Here is a 15,491-nt window from a genome sequence, read left to right as displayed (position 1 = left end):
CTTCCATCCATTTAGATCACAAGGATCATTCCCATGACCTGCTTCAGCCGTCGTGACTTCGTGAAAACCATCCTCGCGTCGGGTCTTCTGCCCTTAGCTTTCGTTCCATCGGTTGCGGAAGCCGCGCCAGAGATCCTCGAGACCGCGTCTGAACTTCTGCGGCGGGAGCCGCTCCGGTTCGGTGTCAAGGCAGATGGTGAGCTCTGGCTCCTGAACTACGAGCCCTCCGGGGATCGCTACACGGCCTACGACGTGAAGCCCGAGGAAATCGCCGAAGGGGACCTGCACTGGGATCTGCTCGACCGCATCCAGGCTTTGCGAGAGTGGATTTGTGGGTTCTCGCAGGAGTTTGACGATGAAAGTCGCTGGCTCGAGGATTGCGACACTGATGAGGTCTACGAGTTCCTGTCGACGTTGAGCCCTGAGGAAGACGCGAAACTCCGCCAAGAACTGCGCGAGTGGTTTACGCACGAGGTCAGCTATGAGGAGGAAGACGGCAACGACATCGTGCGTCCAATTGATGGTCGGGGCTTCGCCTTCCAGTTCTTCGCATTTGATGTCGATGGGGAGCTTCTCGACGAACTCGATATAGACCTCATCGAAGGCGATCAGCCTGGGAGCAACTATCGAGGGGCTCAGATGAATGGCTCCGTCGAAGATGCTCAGCGTATCGTGCGTGAGCGGGATCTTCCCTTCATCTTTGAGGAGATGGAGTGTTGAGCCCTTAGGAGAACCGCGGTCGTGTAATCTGCGTCCATCTGCAAGGTATGGACATCATGGCCGAACGAATTCATCGTCGATCCAGCTCGCCATTAACTGAGGCAAAATTTTCAGTATCGAATGGGGGGATGATTGCTGGTTGCACTACGCAACTTTGAAGTCAGTGTTAGTGGTGGAGCATACGATGGAAATCAAAGGATCCGCATGTGTAGCGGTTACACTGGCGCTAGCGCTGATGTTGCCCAGCGGCGCGTCAGCAGATGCGTCGCAGATCCAGTCGCATTTGCGGACATTATTAGGTCCAGTGGGTTCTGCGATCGACGTCACAGGGGCAGGTAAGGAATACTTGGTTACCATCGATGCGGAGCTGCCGCTCGGTTCCTGGATCGACACTTTGGGTCACACACTTGCGATTACACCCTACAATATCAAGCTCGAGGAGGTGAGTACGGGGCGGTGGAGCTTCGAAGGTGAACCGCAAGAATTTAGAATGACAAGCGCGAGTCAATACGGAAATATGGAGTTCCGTTTCAGTATTTATGATTTAAAATTTAGTGGAAATTTTGATGAAGCGACGATGCTTTTCTCTGATGTGCGCCTAGAGTTTTCGTCGATGACGAGGAAGACAGTCATCAGATATGATCAAGGTTTAAACTCTGCTAATGATCCTGGGGTCAAGGTCGTTATCTCGGAAAGCACCATGGGTTTTGATGGTTGGATAGATACTGAACTCAATGGAAATGCGTTGGATCTGATTGGTCAAGCAAAATTCGGTCAAGTCCATAAGAGCATTTCCGAAGAGAGGCCGATAAACCTAGAGATTACGTCACTCACTCGAACGACAGAGTCTTCTTTGGGGGTGGAAGCACTGAAGATCGATTTTTCGCTGGCCGGGGTAGTCTGGGATGCGATCCGGGAGCTCATGAATGACGCTGCGGGTCTTGCAATTTACCCTGGATTGGAGGGGGCTGACGGTGCGAAGTTTATTCAAAATGCTCAAAGGGCGATCCCGTTTTTTGACCAGATTTCAGTTCGTGCTGAATTGGAAAACGCAAAGATTTCAGTGGCACAAGTCGGAGAATATCATGTGGATGGGCTGGAGCTATCGGTCGACTCCCGGGGGGCCACTGCAGATGGAATGGTAGTCGCATCTTTAGGCGTTGCAGGGCTGTCGTTGCCCAAAAAAATATTGGCAGATTGGCAGGCCGCCATTGCTCCAAGATCAGGAAAGGTGACGTTCTCCTTCTCGGATTTTAATGCAGATAAGTTCGCAAATATGTGGCTTCTCTATGCTCTGGACAGTTGGACGATGCGACAGGCGCGCCAAACCTGGATGGAAGCGTCGTTTCCGAAAGGAGCGTTTAAGTTGAGCGTGCATCCGGCGTGGATATCTGGCGAAGGATACGACTTAATGCTGGATGGCGATATATATGTTGATGCTAAGACTGGCGAGCCTGCCGAAGGGCAGGCAACTGCTCGGATGACGGGGCTTGATAACGTTCTGAATGCCTTACGGTCTGCGCCGCCGGAAATGAGCGATTTGCTGATGGCTTTAATGATGGCGCGAGGTTTCTCGAAATGGGAAGCGGATGGCGGTCTAGTGTGGAACCTAAAGTTGTCCGAAGATGGCGATCTGTCGGTGAATGGGGCAAGCGTGGGGTCGCCCAGAAAATGGTAATGTGGATTAGCGGCGACGTTTTCTGGTGTATATTTGCGCGGAAACGCAGTATTGAGCGCAGAAGCTAGATCCTGGTGCCGATCCTAACGGGAGATTCCACATTTTATACTTCTCAAATGATCTATTTGGATGGCTAACTTGTGAATTTTTTATGCTATCTTAAGGAAAGCATTCGGGTCTCAAAGCAAGATATAAAATGATTGAAGCATGAAGGCTCAGTGGTTGGATCTCTAGGTTTCCACGATAATAGTTGTCCAGTTCCCTTAGGACTTGCGGTGTATTTCTGGTTATTCTTTTGGATCAAGTCCGGGCGCCATCCACTAACGTTAAAGACGAGAAGCCAGTTGTCCTCGAGGAACTCCTTTGCCACCCAAAGCTTCGACAAGTTAAAGGAGCGCACATTTTCGATAAGTTTATCATATGCGTGGTGGCTCCTGTCATTAATGCAGGTCACCACTAGTGATTTAGGTCCAAAGTTTATTAGGATGGGGTTTCGCGAAGCTCACACCATGGATTGTGACAGCCTTTTCGGAGATCTCGACACTTCCGCCGTGGCCCGTGAAGACATGCACGTTCGGGGGGAGTTCCAGTTCGCGCGTTAATACACTTTCGGCGTCGTGATTTCCGCGGATCATAAACACACGGATGCCGGCCTCGTTCAGTCGTTCCATTTCGCTAACGAGGAAGGCGGCAGTTTTCATGCTGCGCATGTCGCCGTCATAGAGATCGCCCGCGATCAGCAGAGCGTCGACCTGCTCTTTAAGGCATAGATCGACGATACGCTCGAGCGCTCGGCGGGTCGCGTTGCCGACAAGGTCCGAGAGGTTTTCGTCTTTCAGCGCAAGGCTTTTCAGTGGGGCATCAAGGTGCAGGTCAGCCGTGTGTACAAATCGAAACATTGGTACCGAAGGAAGAAATGGAAAAGGTTCGCGGCGCAAGATCAACAGCTAGGCGGCGGATCCGCCACTCGAGACTAGCCTCTCCACTTCAGCGACATCGTCCTCGGAAGGCAAGAATTTCTTCCAGCCATCCGGGTCGTCCGCGTTATAGAACCACCCAGGGTTCATGCTTGATGTGATCTGCGTGATCTTCGTTTGGAACCAACCGTGGGTGCCCTCGATGAACCATCGATCGTCGCTGGTTCTGACGACCGGATCTCGATCCCAGAGCAGAATGTGGTCCACGTGGGGAGACAGGGCTTTCTTCTCTTCAGTGCACATTACTGACGCTCCTTTTGATCCTGTTTAGGAGGTTGCGCGTTCTCGTGTCCGCTCAAGTGCTGCAGCGAGAGGGTCTCCTGAGCGGGATCCATTTGGTACGACACCAGTGGCCCGGTCTTCCCGGCCGAATAATCGAGGCAAAGCGCGTTGGGTGCCTGAAGTTCGGGGTCTCCGGTCAACCAGTAGTGCCCGAAGAATACGGGCTTCGCGCCCTGCGGGTAGCTCCGTTCCAGAATGTCCTTAGGTGGAGGGGCTGTGGGAAGGTCAGACAGGTCGGGTACCGAGGCGGCGATCTCGGCCCAACTCGTTGCGTTCTGGGCCCACCAGCGTATGCGGACCTGGTCTCGCCAGGTCCCATCCTTGTCATGAAACCCCCAGCCCCCCGGGAGAGGATATTCGGGACCCTTCGTGGCCGTTTCCACGAGGTCGAATAGCTGGGTCGTCGGGTCTGCTGCGGCGATAAACTGATCGTCGTTCAGGATGCCGTTCGGGGTGTGCGCTCTGAGTTCGGAGATCCGTGCCTCGTCCCAACAGGCGTGGACCACGCGAAAGGTGTCGAACTCCAAGAACAGCGGAAGCGATTTCATCCAAGCAATCAGGTCTCGGGTCCCTGCGCCGCCGAGGGGGAATTCGTTCAGGAAGCTTTGGTGCTGGTGGGAGTTCTTCGTCGAGCGTGGCCGGACGCCGTCGCCCGTACGTGGATCGGTCGTATGATAGTGGATGGCGTTCAGTTCGTGATTGCCCATGATGGCCCGCGCCGTTCCCGCGTCCAGCATCCTGCGTACGATGTCGATGACTTCGCCATTCTTGGGGCCGCGATCTATAAAGTCGCCGAGAAAAACGCAGATCCGGTCCGGGTCGGGATGTCTCCATACACGGGACCTTTCCTGGTACCCGAGGGCGCTGAGGCGTTGGCGCAACTTGTCCGCTTGGCCGTGAATGTCGGGAATGATGTCGTGCATCGTCTCTTTACTTATCCTTATAGCAGAACTGGCGGATCGAGTTCTGGGCATGTCTCGGTTTGTGCCGCGTGATCACGAATGGTTCATTCTAGCGAAGTGCCGCAAGATGCGCCTCAAACGCGTTAAATATTAGAGCACGAACGGAAACCAGATCGGCCTTATCCTGCTTCAGCCTGTTCTCGGACACCACGGCGGACTTGCCGCAATATCGGCCGGGATGGCGCCTATAGCCGATGTACGCAGCTATCCTGGCCAGCGGCGCCAGCCGTGCAACACGGTTCTCTGAGACACGCTCGCCCTGATCGCGCAAATCGCCCGCCAGCTTGCGATCCCCATAGACCTTGCGTCTGTCGGCCCTGACCTGCCGGATCGGCTGGGTCTAGGGACTCTCATCGATCTCGATCAGACGGCATGCACAATTGTAGGTGCTTGAGTGTATCTAGCCCCCGCAACCAAAATCTTGTAATGAGAGCAACACGTTACGCGCCGCCTAAGGGCGGTGTTTTGCGTTATGCCTAAGCCCGTGGAAGCACTCTGGAAGCAAGTGGGGCGGGAAAAGAGGTGTGGCGGAGAAGCAACTATTCGGAGTGGAGGTGAGGCTCACTGGTCCGGAAAGGACCAATCGAGACGCCGTCTCTATGTTTGGGTGTTGAAATAACAGTATAGTACCCGTGTGGAGAAAATCATTTCTGCGGTGTGTTCTAGAGGGCTCATTTCGCAGGAGTAGATTGGCTGTGCGATTTAGGTGCCTATTGATAATTTGGGCTAATTAGATGATCGCAGGTGCGCGGCGAAGTTTGTTTGGGCTAGAGAGTAATGGAAAGTAGTTTTTTCAAAGAAGCCTACCTGAAGTATTATCTTCAAATTGTTGGTGTCTTGCTCGTGATGAATTTTGCGATCCATCTTCTGGATCCAGATAGTTACCAACTTAGCGAATGGGGTATCAATTCATCCGGAGGGTTTGTCCGAAGGGGTATAAGTGGCGATATTTTAATTTTTCTGGCAGAACATTTACGTGTGCCGATAAACGTATTGGCCTTTGTATTTCTTCTACCTTTGATTTTTATATGGTGGCGCAGCTATTTCATTTTTTCGCTTTCCACGTCACGAAATCCGTGGGTTTGGCCCCTGATATTTTCGCCAGCGTTCATGTTGCCTTATGCGGTGTCAGATTTTGCAGGGCATAAGGAGATTCTAATTTTTGCGCTGTATGCATTTGTTATCTTCAAGCTTGATGGTGATGATGCGAGAAGGTTTAAAGCGATTGTGATCGGTCTTTATTTTCTTCCTGTGATCATATTGGTCCATGAAGGGTTAGTTGCATGGACGCCATATTTTTTTGCTACGCTCGTGAGTGTATCAATCAGCCGAACTCGGGTTCTGCTGCTTCTACCCGCTTTGGTGGCCATGGCTTTGGCGCTGACATTTGCTCTGACATATCGTGGTTCAGAGGAGCACGCTTTAGCCGCCTGTGAGGTGTACAAGAAAGCGTTCTACTTGTTTTCGAATTCAGCAAGCGATTGCGGTGCAATAGATGCTCTTTCTGGAAGCGCACGCAAAAACATGAAGCTGATCATTTTTGAGATTGGGTCTGGCGGCACAAAGATTCTTCTCGGAAGCATCGCGTATTTTCTTCCTATCGCAATTTTCTTACTTGCGACTTCTCCATGGCGATACTTGCCAACTAGGCGGTTAGTATTTGTTTTTGCTTGCTTTGGAGCCAGTGTGGCAATGACCGCGGCAATGATGCTCGTCGCGTTCGATTGGGGGCGCTTTCTCGCGATTCACGTGACATTACTTGCCTTTTCACTTTTGTCTTTGGTGAAAAATAAGGTTCTAAAGTTTGACGCTGCTCTTGCTATTCTGAGGAGGCTGCCGGATAGGGGCTGGCTTGCTATCACCATAGTCGTTTGTGCGACTTGGTTTCCAACAAAGTTTGTCACCGACTATATGGCTAAGCCTTTGTTGTTTTTTCTTCCGGCTGTCTTTCTGTTGATATGGTTGGTGCGTGATTGGATTAATCGGAAATCAGAAATCATTGATCTCTAGGGTTCAGGCTGAACGGGAGAACCAGACATCCGACATTTCCTGCTCAATACACTAAGTCCACCGATACTTCCCGCCCGCCTTCTGCAAACGCTCTTCCAGCGTCTTCGGGTGCTCTTCGCTATACCGGCGCAGGGCGTCGGTGTGCTGGTCCATGAAGGCATAGAACTCGCCCGGCTGTATATCGGAAATCGCCGCACGGGTGACGAAGAGGCTCAGAAGCTGCCGATCCAGCTCCCGCATCTTCGCGGTGCGGTTGGCAAAGATCACGTCCGAGGGCTGGATGTTGGAGCAATAGACGCTGAGGTCATTGCCGATGGTATCTTCGAAGAGCCGCCACAGCTCATGCACGGGCCAGCGAGCGCGGTTGCTGTCACTCTCACCTTGGGAGATTTTCTTTCCCGGCTGGTGGTGGAAGTCTCAAAGCAGGTTGATAACGTGCGGTACTCCGTTTTCATCACACCCGGCATTGTAAACTTCGACATTCACCGCACCGTCAAGGTTACTACGCCGTCGACACAGTTGGATGCAGTCGGTGTCGCACTTTATGTGACTTTGATAAAGAAAGGGCTCGGAGAAACCTTCAACCCAAAAGACATCCTGATCACTGTACCGACCACCCAGGGGCTTCTGCCGGGTCTTCTTCCGAAACAGGCGCTCGTCACATCCCAGATCGACGGAATGCGGATTTCATTTCCGACGCACTGGCTTTGGGCACCATTCTCGCTGGACTGGGACTTAGTGAAGGTGTCACGAGGGGAGTTTGCCGCAGATGGCGCCAGCGAAGCGACCCTTTCCTATCTTCGCGGCATTCTGAGGGACAACATAGCTTATCAGGATCTGACATTGAACGACTTTGCCTTGATCTGCCGCGTGCATCCACGCCGCATCCAGCGAATCCTGTGGGCACAGGGCACCTCCTACAGTCAGATGAAGGACGACGTGCGCCAGAGCGTCACCGAAGACCTTTTGTCGAACACGAACCTACCCGTTGCGCAAATTGCCCTTCGGGTAGGTCTCTCCGGCCCAGCGGCCCTTGACCGTGCATTCAGGCGATGGGCCGGTAGGACGCCGACACAATTCAGGGAAGAATCGAAGCCGAAACAGGGACAACTCGCCCCGCGCGAAAGCCCTCACGGTGATGTAGGGTGTCCCCCGTCAGCGCCTATGGCACAGATTTGAGGTTGTGATTTAAGGAGGATTTGGGCTTCGTCGTAGTGACGAAGGAACGAAGATGAAACCCAAATCCTCCCATTCAAAATCGCCAGTGAAGCCCCCTGCGGAGCGGGTTGTGAAAGACATCCGTCGGCATACGCGTCGCCATTTCTCGGCCGAGGACAAGATCCGCATCGTGCTGGAAGGCCTTCGCGGTGACGACAGCATCGCCGAGTTATGCCGCAAGGAAGGGATCGCGCAGAGCCTGATAAGGGCAGAAAGATCTGTATAACCCCTATCAGGCTGGTGCTGATTTTGCCTGATGTGGTTTAGAGATTTCTGGCTACATGATTATAGCTGGCAATGTGGTCTGGGTAAGATTCTGTGGTTGCGAGCCCCCGCAACCAAAATCTTACATAGATTGCATGCGCTTAGCCTTCTCCGGGAGGCTTTCGCCGTTTCTGCCTGGCAGGGCGGTGCTACGGAAGTGCTACGGTGCAGAGTAAAGAACATCGCAATGAAAGCCGTCCAGCGCCAAGCCGCGTGCATCGGTAAAACTGCGCTGTGGCCGGGGAGTGGTCGTTCGCGGCGGTCAGCATGGGCTGTGTTGCACAAATCAGCTGACGGTCGAGTTTCCCCTTTCCCCGGACAGACTTATCCTACGACCTTTGTGACGGGTATTCCGAGGGCGGTGTAGCAGTTCAGGACAGCGATGCGGACCTGGAGTTCGGCGACCTGGCGGTCGAAGTCCCGCGCCATCAACCGCTGTCCCAGTAGCTTCAGGCAATGCATCTTGGTTTCGACGCGGCTTCGACGGTGATAGCCACTCCATCGTCGCCACAAAGCGCGGCCGAGGTATTTGCAAGCCCGCAGCGCTTCGTTGCGCACCACGGCGCCGGCAGTGATCGCCTTCCATGGCTTCGCGTTCTTGCGGGGCGGGATGACGGCATGGGCGCCGCGATCGGCGATTGCATCATGGCATTTTCGGGTGTCGTAGGCACCGTCGGCGGTGACGCTGCCGATCTTCTGGTCCGCCGGGATCTGGTCGAGCAGATCTGGCAGCACCGGCGCATCACCGATGTGGCTTCCGGTGATCTCGACGGCCCGAACTTCCAACGTTTGTTCGTCGATCCCGAGGTGGATCTTACGCCAGACCCGCCGTTTTGGACCGCCATGTTTGCGGGCGTGCCACTCGCCTTCGCCCTCCACCTTGATACCCGTGCTGTCGATCAGCAGGTGCAGCGGCCCCTTGGAGCCCCGGTAGGGGATGTTCACCGCCAAGGTCTTCTGCCTGCGGGATAGCGTGCTGAAGTCGGGCACAGCCCAGTCCAGGCCGACCAGGCGCAGTAGGCTCTCGACGAAGCCGGTCGTCTGGCGGAGCGCCATGCCGAACAGCACCTTCATCGATAGGCAGGTTTGGATGGCTGCGTCGCTGTAGGTCTGCTGTCGGCCGCGCTTGCCGTTCGGCACTGCATCCCAGTTTATCTCGGGGTCGAACCAGATCGTCAGCGAGCCTCGGCGCTTGAGCGCTTCATTGTACGCTGGCCAGTTCGTGGTTTTGTAGATCGCGGGTGTCGGTCTGCTCATGCCGCCCAGCTACCACGTTGGATTCACGAGATGAATCCTCTCCCAATTTGTGCAACACCGCCGGGCGGGTCTGAAATGGCGAACGAGGTGGGCGATCCCTATTTCGGGGCCAAGCTCGCCATCAAGGTCGCCAATCCGGGAACTCCGAAGATTCGGGATGCTGCCATCAACGCCGCGACCTTCGGAGGTTTCCTGTCTAGGCTGGTGGTGGAAATCGCGAGGCAGATGGACAGTGTGCGCTACCGGTTGGATGTATCGTCCAGTGCGGTCAGCTTCGAGGTTCGGCGCACAATGAATCTGCGCGGGGCCACGACCAAGGTGGATACGGTGGGTGTCGCCTTCTATGTGACGCTGTTCAAACGCGGCCTAAAGGACGTTTTCGATCCCACGCGTATTGTCGTGATCGCGCCGGTCATCGACGGGGGGGGCAAGGATTTCCTTCCGAAACGAAGCCTGCTGAAGTCCCCCATCAACGGACTGAGGATTAGCTATCCTCCGGATTGGCTGTGGGCTCCGTTCTCACTGGGCTGGCGGGATAGCGACGAGCAACGAGCAGAAACCGGCGATGAAGAAGGCGATGCGATGCTTGTGCATTTTCGGTCTATGCTTGAGAACAATATCGATCATGTCGAGTTCTCCCTGCCGCGTTTCGCCGACCTCGTCGGCCTGCATCCACGTCGTGTGCAGCGCATTCCCCCGGCAAATCGAACATCCTTCCCAGAGCTGAAAGAAGATGTGCGGCGGGCAGTCGCCCTTGATCTTCTGTCATACACGAGCACGCCGAGATCGCCTGTGAGGTCGGATTTTCCGATGTGACTACCTTCGACAGGGCGTTCAAGAGATGGACTGGGAAGACACCCACGGAGGTTCGAGACCAACACTCGCCACAAAGCAACGGCTGACCGACAAGAACCTTCGCAGTGGTCCGTGCCGAAACAAGCCCCCGAGTTCTTGGGAACGTCTTGTCAGACAAAGCTGGCTTGAGCGGCGGGCAGGGCGCCGGCTAGCGTTTCCTCGTGACTAAACCCAGTCCTTTCAAATGGTTCAAAATTGGCCCTGAGATCATCCGTTTGGTGGTGATGCTGTATATCCGGTTTTCGCTGCTGCTTCGGAGTGTCGAGGATCTGCCCGAGATCGACATGCAAGGATTGCTCGCCGCCCGGTGATCTGGTGCCGGGCGGGCGCTATGCGGGGCGTTGGTAAGCTCAAGCGCGCTGTTTCGTGTGCCAGACCGGCATTGTTACTGCGGCAGTTGGTGCTCACCCGGCCTGGGCGACCGTGCCGAGCAGCGCATCGATCCGGATTACGCTATCCAGCTTGCACCCGATCGCCAATTGCCCCCGGTTCGTTTGGCCAATGATTGCGGCAGGTGCCGAGGTGGCCGCGCGCAGGGCTTCTGGCAGGCCTACGCCGACGTCGTTGACCAGCACGCGGATCGCGGTTGTCAGGTCGAGATCGGCTCCGGCCAGTGTGCCGTCTTCAAGCGTCAGGCGGCCGCCCTCGCGTCGGATCAATCGGCCTTCCAGCGTGAACTGGGTTGCATCGCTACCCGCCACGGCCATGGCGTCGCTGACAAGGAACAGCCGTCCCGGCCCGGTTTTCGCGGCCCAGGCGGCGCGGAGCGATTGCGGGTGCACATGAATGCCATCGGCAATCAACCCGGCAGAGACCGCGCCATTGGCCAGCGTCGCGCCGACCAATCCCGGGTTGCGATTGCCCAGTTGGCTCATGGCGTTGAAAAGATGCGTGACACATCGCGCCCCGGCCGCGAAATAAGCTTGGCAGGTGTCAAAATTCGCGTCGCTATGGCCGAGGGAAACAAGCACACCTGCGCGGGCGAGGGTTTGAACCTGCTCAAGCGTCACGTTCTCGGGCGCAATCGTGATCTTGAGCACCGGGAGCTCCGCCGCCGCGGCAAGCAGCATCGCCAGATCCTCATCGTCCATCGGGCGGATAAGGGCCGGGTCATGCGCGCCTTTACGCGCCAGCGACAGATGCGGACCTTCAAGGTGCAGCCCGGCAATGCCCGGAACGGCTTCGCGCACGGCCTCTATTGCCGCTGCGATGGCCGCTTGCGTCTTTTCGCGCGTGTCGGTGATCAGCGTGGGCAGCAGGGCTGCGACCCCGAGGCGGTGGTGAGCGCCCGCGATCCGGCGCAGTGTGGAGACCGAGGGATCGTCGTTGAACATCACCCCGTCGCCGCCATTCACCTGCAAATCAACGTAGCCAGGGCCGAGAATGTCGCCCGCGAGATCCACGATCTTGCCGGCGCGTCCGATCACATTCTCCGGGCCCAGAGCGGCGAGTTTGCCACCCTCGAAACGCGCGGCAAGGCCCGCGCGCAACTGTAGGCCATCGAAGATCGGTCCGTTCAGGAACGTCAGGGTTTGCTGGGTCATACCGTCTCCGTCACCTTGTTCAGATGGCGCGGTTTGTCAGGGTCGATACCACGGCGCACCGCGACAGCCTCAACCATGCCGTAGAAGGAAACGATCGCAGCCACCGGATCGGTCATCCAGTGTTCGGTACGCACATGCGGCAGGCGCGTGGCGCGCTCTACACGGTCGGTGGTGGCAAATACCTTTGCCCCTTTCGCAGCCATTTCATCCGCGGTTGCAGCCAGTGTTTCCTCGGCCGCATCGCGTGCCGCGAAGGCGATCACGGGGAAACCCTGCTCGACGATGGAAACCGGGCCGTGCAGCACCTCTGCCGAGGAATAGCTTTCGGCGTGGATCAGGCAGGTTTCCTTGAATTTCAGCGCCGCCTCGTTCGAGATCGCCAGCGACGGCCCGCGACCAAGGGTGAACAACGACCGCCCGTCGATTGCGTCCGCTGCGGCTGACCAGTCGCAGCCGGTCGCCGCCTCAAGATGGCGGGGCAGGGCGTGAATTGCGGCAAGCAGTTCACGGTCGTCCTTGATTGCGGCCAGCAGCCACAGGCCCGCCACGACAGAGGTCACGAAGGTCTTGGTGGCGGCTACGCTGATTTCGGGGCCCGCATGAATTGGCAGCGTGGCCTCGGCGGCCTCTGCCAGACGCGAGGCCGGGTTATTGGTGATCGCAACCGTCAGTGCGCCCGAGCGACGCAACGACTCGGTCATACGCACGATGTCGGGGCTTTGGCCAGATTGCGAGATCGAGATGCACAACGCCCTGGCGGCCTCCAGATCGGCTCCGTAGATCGAGGTCACCGACGGCCCGACCGAGGCCATCGGCCGCCGCAGCAGCAGCTCGCTTGCGTATTTCAGGTAAGAGCATGCGTGGTCGGACGATCCGCGCGCCACCGACACAAGAAACCGCGGATCGAGTTCGCGCGCCTTGGCGGCGGTCGCGGCGATCTCTTGCGCGCCGTTGGTCAAAAGCCGGTCGACTGCGGCAGGGATCTCGAGGATCTCCTGACGCATCAGGGTGTTGGTAATGGACATGGTCTGGCAGCCTTTCCTTGTCAAAGGCGCAGTTCGGCCACGAAGTCGTAAGCGTCACCGCGATATAGCGAATGGGTCAGTTCCGCGACCCGACCGGTCGCAAGGTAGGATGTGCGGGCGATGCTGAGGCCCGCAGCCCCCTCGGCGACCCCCAGCAAGGCGGCCTCGCGCGCCTCGAGGTTGATGGCCGAGATCTTCTGCACCGCCCGAACGGGACGGTTGCCCTTCCGTTCGAGCACTTCGTATAGCGACGTCGTCACCTCGATCGGGTTGGGCAGGATGTCGAGCGGCAGCGCCGCACGCTCCAGCGCCATCGGGCGCCCACCCGCCTCGCGTAGCCGGTAGATGCGCGCGACATTCTCGCCTGCATTCAGACCGAAGGCCGCGATTTCTTCGGGCGAGGCCATGAAGACGCCGCGTTCAAGCCAGGTCGAAGTGGTCTGCATCCCGCGCTGCGCCATGTCCTCGGTGAACGAGGTCAGATGCGAGAGCGACTGTTCCAGCCTGGTGACCGGTTCGCGCACGAAGGAACCCGAGCCTTGCCTTTGTTCGATAAGGCCTTCTCGCACCAACCCCTGAATAGCCTTGCGGACGGTTACGCGCGAAAGCTCGGTCAGTTCTGCGATTTCGCGCTCGGGCGGCAACGATGAGTTGGGCGGCAGCGCGCCGGTCTCGATACCCTCGATTAGCCTGCGGCGTAGCTGCACATAGCGCGGACCCTCGCTAGAGCCGAGCCAGTTTTCCGGGCGTAGAAACTCAGCTGCGTTCATGGGCGATCTCCTTGGCAAATTCGCGCGCCAACGTCAGGGCGCCATCAAGCGGGGAGCCTTGCGGGGCTGCCACATCGGCCAGCATGGCAGCGGGCAGGAATTGCATGAAGTGGGGGCCGATGCCGCCGGTCAGGCAGATCGCCTGACCCGGAACCCAACCCATTTGCGGAATAAGTGCTGCAATCTCGGATGCGCCCGTTGCCATGACCCCAAGCGCAAGTGCATCGCCTTTTCCGGCGTAATCGGTAACCAAAGGCGCCAGCGCGCCGAAGTCCACGGGGCGCGCGCGGCTGGCAAACCGCACAATTCCGGGGCTGCCGCCCATCTCGGACAGCAGACGGTTTGCGAGCGGCGTACATTCCTGCAGATCATCGACGCAATCAAGGGTCGCGCGCAGGGCTTCGCGCCCGACCCACTGCGCCGAGGCACGATCCCCGAGCACTGGCCCCCAGCCACCGGCAAGGCGCATCACGCCCCGGATCTGCGCGGCGAAAAACGAACCTGTTCCGCAATGTGCGACCACGCCATCGCGATCTCCGAGCGCACCGCGCAGTGCGGCGGGGCGGTCATCTTCGACGCGCACGGCGGTAAAGGGCAGCGCTGCGCATAGCCGTGCGCGCATCTCCGCCCCGGTAACCCCCGCGAGGCCGACAAATGCCGGAAGGCTCCAAAGTGCCTGTACCGGAAGGTCGACCTTGCGCGCCAGGAGGTTCATGCCCTCGATCATCTGCGCAACCGCACCATCGAAATCGGTCGAGACATTGGCCGAACCAGTTTCGATCGCGCGCGTCAGGCGGCCATCGTCCAGTGCCACCCGGCACCGGGTTCCTCCGCCATCAATGGCGATGATCGCATTGTTCAATGAATCGCTCATGAGAAGACCATTATAATACCTTACGAGATAATGGAAGAAAAAAGAGAACCAATGACGTGGAATCTTTGCGATAAAACAAACCTATCCAGAACCGCTAACGAAATGCTGGACAAAAGGTATTATATAGGTATTCTTGTTGGAGCTTGAGGGGGGAATCAGGTGAAAAGACACGTGACAGAGGGCTTGCACCGCGATGCGGTTGGGTTGGATCAGAAGCTGCCTGCCGAAGTTGCGGCGCTTCTGGTCGAAGGTCAGATCGCGGCCGCTGTAGCGGTTCGCGCGGCGCTGCCGCAGATCGTGTCGGGCGCTACCGCGATGGCTGCTTCGATCGGGGCTGGTGCGCGGCTGCATTATATCGCGGCCGGCTCCTCGGGGCTTATGGCTGCCGCAGATGCGCAGGAGCTTGGTGGAACCTTTTCGATCCCCTCCGAACAGCTGCGCATTCATATGGCGGGTGGTTTGCCGACCGGGGTTGAGATGCCCGGCGGCACCGAGGATGACACCGAGGGGCTGGCCCTCGCGCTGGCGGATCTGGGGCCGTGCGACACGGTGATCGCTGTCTCTGCCAGCGGTACGACCCCCTACACGGTTGCGGCGGCTGAGATCGCCCGGGCGCGGGGTGCAGCGGTGGTCGGGATCGCGAATAACGGCGATACGCCGCTCTTGAATCTGGCGCATCACGCGATCTTGCTACCCACGCCGCCGGAGGTGCTTTCGGGCTCGACCCGGATGGGGGCGGGGACCGCGCAGAAGATCGCGCTCAACATGCTTTCGACGCTGATGGCGCTCGAACTCGGCCATGTCTACGACGGGATGATGGTCAATCTGCGCGCCGATAACATCAAGCTTCGGGCGCGTGCGGCCGGTATCGTCGCGCAGGCGGCGCATGTCGATCCGCAGGTGGCCGAGGCGGCGCTTGATGCCGCACAGGGCGCGGTCAAGCCCGCAACACTGATTGCCGCGGGGGGCATTTCGCCCGCCGAGGCGCAAGACCTTCTCGAACAGACCAACGGAAATCTGCGGGTCGCGCTGGCGCGGCTTCGCTGAACAAACTC

Annotated in this window: 17 protein-coding genes and 2 pseudogenes; 9 read left to right on the top strand and 10 right to left on the bottom strand. The window is 57.6% G+C overall.

Annotated features, from left to right (window positions below; translation table 11 throughout):
• The first annotated feature begins 33 nt into the window (after positions 1-33).
• Together KTQ37_RS09705 and KTQ37_RS09700 are read left to right on the top strand one after the other, a co-directional pair.
• Positions 34-720 carry a hypothetical protein gene (locus tag KTQ37_RS09705; RefSeq protein WP_218630318.1) on the top strand — a complete coding sequence of 229 codons (687 nt, stop codon included), beginning with the start codon at positions 34-36 and terminating at the stop codon, positions 718-720.
• Between the two features lie 184 nt (positions 721-904).
• Complete coding sequence (locus tag KTQ37_RS09700; RefSeq protein WP_218630317.1) at positions 905-2,398, top strand: hypothetical protein; 1,494 nt, start codon at positions 905-907, stop codon at positions 2,396-2,398.
• A 464-nt stretch (positions 2,399-2,862) separates the two neighbouring features.
• Here the strand turns inward: KTQ37_RS09700 and KTQ37_RS09695 are convergent, their stop codons facing one another.
• The 4 genes from KTQ37_RS09695 to KTQ37_RS17010 form a co-directional block, all read right to left on the bottom strand.
• Positions 2,863-3,297: a metallophosphoesterase family protein gene (locus KTQ37_RS09695; RefSeq protein WP_218630316.1), complete on the bottom strand. Its 435-nt coding sequence runs from the start codon at positions 3,295-3,297 to the stop codon at positions 2,863-2,865.
• A 48-nt stretch (positions 3,298-3,345) separates the two neighbouring features.
• A complete protein-coding gene (locus tag KTQ37_RS09690; protein WP_218630315.1) occupies positions 3,346-3,618 on the bottom strand; it encodes a hypothetical protein in 273 nt (90 codons plus the stop codon).
• Positions 3,618-4,580 carry a metallophosphoesterase gene (locus KTQ37_RS09685; RefSeq protein WP_218630314.1) on the bottom strand — a complete coding sequence of 321 codons (963 nt, stop codon included), beginning with the start codon at positions 4,578-4,580 and terminating at the stop codon, positions 3,618-3,620. The genes KTQ37_RS09690 and KTQ37_RS09685 overlap by 1 nt, the downstream gene beginning before the upstream one ends.
• Positions 4,581-4,668: 88 nt before the next feature.
• Positions 4,669-4,950, bottom strand: a complete 282-nt coding sequence (locus KTQ37_RS17010; RefSeq protein WP_413243721.1) for an IS3 family transposase — start codon at positions 4,948-4,950, stop codon at positions 4,669-4,671.
• Positions 4,951-5,396: 446 nt separating this feature from the next.
• On the opposite strand from KTQ37_RS17010, the gene KTQ37_RS09680 reads away from it, so the two are divergent.
• Positions 5,397-6,629: a hypothetical protein gene (locus KTQ37_RS09680; RefSeq protein WP_218630313.1), complete on the top strand. Its 1,233-nt coding sequence runs from the start codon at positions 5,397-5,399 to the stop codon at positions 6,627-6,629.
• 51 nt (positions 6,630-6,680) lie between these two features.
• On the opposite strand, the gene KTQ37_RS09675 is transcribed toward KTQ37_RS09680, so the two are convergent.
• Positions 6,681-6,977 (bottom strand): hypothetical protein, encoded by a 297-nt coding sequence (locus tag KTQ37_RS09675; protein ID WP_218630312.1) that lies wholly within the window; start codon positions 6,975-6,977, stop codon positions 6,681-6,683.
• A 33-nt stretch (positions 6,978-7,010) separates the two neighbouring features.
• Here KTQ37_RS09675 and KTQ37_RS09670 point away from each other — a divergent pair, with 33 nt between their 5' ends.
• Together KTQ37_RS09670 and KTQ37_RS09665 are read left to right on the top strand one after the other, a co-directional pair.
• Positions 7,011-7,808 carry a helix-turn-helix domain-containing protein gene (locus KTQ37_RS09670; protein WP_218630311.1) on the top strand — a complete coding sequence of 266 codons (798 nt, stop codon included), beginning with the start codon at positions 7,011-7,013 and terminating at the stop codon, positions 7,806-7,808.
• A 52-nt stretch (positions 7,809-7,860) separates the two neighbouring features.
• Positions 7,861-8,049: pseudogene (locus KTQ37_RS09665) on the top strand (transposase); the annotation flags it as partial.
• A gap of 386 nt (positions 8,050-8,435) precedes the next feature.
• Here KTQ37_RS09665 and KTQ37_RS09660 read toward each other — a convergent pair.
• Complete coding sequence (locus tag KTQ37_RS09660; RefSeq protein ID WP_218630310.1) at positions 8,436-9,368, bottom strand: IS5 family transposase; 933 nt, start codon at positions 9,366-9,368, stop codon at positions 8,436-8,438.
• Positions 9,369-9,443: 75 nt separating this feature from the next.
• On the opposite strand from KTQ37_RS09660, the gene KTQ37_RS09655 reads away from it, so the two are divergent.
• The 3 genes and pseudogenes from KTQ37_RS09655 to KTQ37_RS09645 form a co-directional block, all read left to right on the top strand.
• Positions 9,444-10,184 (top strand): hypothetical protein, encoded by a 741-nt coding sequence (locus tag KTQ37_RS09655; RefSeq protein ID WP_218630309.1) that lies wholly within the window; start codon positions 9,444-9,446, stop codon positions 10,182-10,184.
• On the top strand, positions 10,181-10,270 hold the full coding sequence (locus tag KTQ37_RS17005; RefSeq protein WP_218630308.1) for a hypothetical protein: 90 nt from the start codon (positions 10,181-10,183) through the stop codon (positions 10,268-10,270). The genes KTQ37_RS09655 and KTQ37_RS17005 overlap by 4 nt, the downstream gene beginning before the upstream one ends.
• 114 nt (positions 10,271-10,384) lie before the next feature.
• A pseudogene (locus KTQ37_RS09645) lies at positions 10,385-10,495 on the top strand (IS6 family transposase); the annotation flags it as partial.
• Positions 10,496-10,627: 132 nt separating this feature from the next.
• Here the strand turns inward: KTQ37_RS09645 and nagA are convergent.
• From nagA to KTQ37_RS09625, 4 genes are read right to left on the bottom strand one after another with little or no spacing between them, the layout of a single operon-like run.
• Positions 10,628-11,767, bottom strand: a complete 1,140-nt coding sequence (nagA, locus tag KTQ37_RS09640) for an N-acetylglucosamine-6-phosphate deacetylase (RefSeq protein ID WP_218630307.1) — start codon at positions 11,765-11,767, stop codon at positions 10,628-10,630.
• Positions 11,764-12,792 (bottom strand): SIS domain-containing protein, encoded by a 1,029-nt coding sequence (locus KTQ37_RS09635; protein ID WP_218630306.1) that lies wholly within the window; start codon positions 12,790-12,792, stop codon positions 11,764-11,766. The genes nagA and KTQ37_RS09635 overlap by 4 nt, the downstream gene beginning before the upstream one ends.
• Before the next feature lie 20 nt (positions 12,793-12,812).
• A complete protein-coding gene (locus KTQ37_RS09630) occupies positions 12,813-13,562 on the bottom strand; it encodes a GntR family transcriptional regulator (RefSeq protein ID WP_218630305.1) in 750 nt (249 codons plus the stop codon).
• On the bottom strand, positions 13,549-14,436 hold the full coding sequence (locus KTQ37_RS09625) for a glucosamine kinase nucleotide-binding domain-containing protein (protein WP_218630304.1): 888 nt from the start codon (positions 14,434-14,436) through the stop codon (positions 13,549-13,551). The genes KTQ37_RS09630 and KTQ37_RS09625 overlap by 14 nt, the downstream gene beginning before the upstream one ends.
• 159 nt (positions 14,437-14,595) lie before the next feature.
• Between KTQ37_RS09625 and KTQ37_RS09620 the strand changes: the two genes are divergently transcribed.
• Positions 14,596-15,483 carry an N-acetylmuramic acid 6-phosphate etherase gene (locus KTQ37_RS09620; protein WP_218630303.1) on the top strand — a complete coding sequence of 296 codons (888 nt, stop codon included), beginning with the start codon at positions 14,596-14,598 and terminating at the stop codon, positions 15,481-15,483.
• Positions 15,484-15,491: the final 8 nt, after the last annotated feature.

It is taken from the genome of Sedimentimonas flavescens (genome assembly GCF_019264375.1).
GTDB lineage: Bacteria > Pseudomonadota > Alphaproteobacteria > Rhodobacterales > Rhodobacteraceae > Rhodobacter > Rhodobacter flavescens.
Note: the sequence above shows the minus strand (reverse complement) of the source record. Positions and strands in the feature narration are given on the sequence as shown.

Excerpts from the sequence above, each read along its gene's own strand:
- KTQ37_RS09625 (WP_218630304.1), bottom strand. The coding sequence starts at position 14,436 with ATGAGCGATTCATTGAACAATGCGATCATCGCCATTGATGGCGGAGGA.
- KTQ37_RS09700 (WP_218630317.1), top strand. The coding sequence starts at position 905 with ATGGAAATCAAAGGATCCGCATGTGTAGCGGTTACACTGGCGCTAGCG.
- KTQ37_RS09685 (WP_218630314.1), bottom strand. The coding sequence starts at position 4,580 with ATGCACGACATCATTCCCGACATTCACGGCCAAGCGGACAAGTTGCGC.
- KTQ37_RS09630 (WP_218630305.1), bottom strand. The coding sequence starts at position 13,562 with ATGAACGCAGCTGAGTTTCTACGCCCGGAAAACTGGCTCGGCTCTAGC.
- KTQ37_RS09695 (WP_218630316.1), bottom strand. The coding sequence starts at position 3,297 with ATGTTTCGATTTGTACACACGGCTGACCTGCACCTTGATGCCCCACTG.
- KTQ37_RS09680 (WP_218630313.1), top strand. The coding sequence starts at position 5,397 with ATGGAAAGTAGTTTTTTCAAAGAAGCCTACCTGAAGTATTATCTTCAA.
- KTQ37_RS09635 (WP_218630306.1), bottom strand. The coding sequence starts at position 12,792 with ATGTCCATTACCAACACCCTGATGCGTCAGGAGATCCTCGAGATCCCT.
- KTQ37_RS09660 (WP_218630310.1), bottom strand. The coding sequence starts at position 9,368 with ATGAGCAGACCGACACCCGCGATCTACAAAACCACGAACTGGCCAGCG.
- KTQ37_RS09705 (WP_218630318.1), top strand. The coding sequence starts at position 34 with ATGACCTGCTTCAGCCGTCGTGACTTCGTGAAAACCATCCTCGCGTCG.
- nagA (WP_218630307.1), bottom strand. The coding sequence starts at position 11,767 with ATGACCCAGCAAACCCTGACGTTCCTGAACGGACCGATCTTCGATGGC.
- KTQ37_RS09690 (WP_218630315.1), bottom strand. The coding sequence starts at position 3,618 with ATGTGCACTGAAGAGAAGAAAGCCCTGTCTCCCCACGTGGACCACATT.
- KTQ37_RS09655 (WP_218630309.1), top strand. The coding sequence starts at position 9,444 with ATGGCGAACGAGGTGGGCGATCCCTATTTCGGGGCCAAGCTCGCCATC.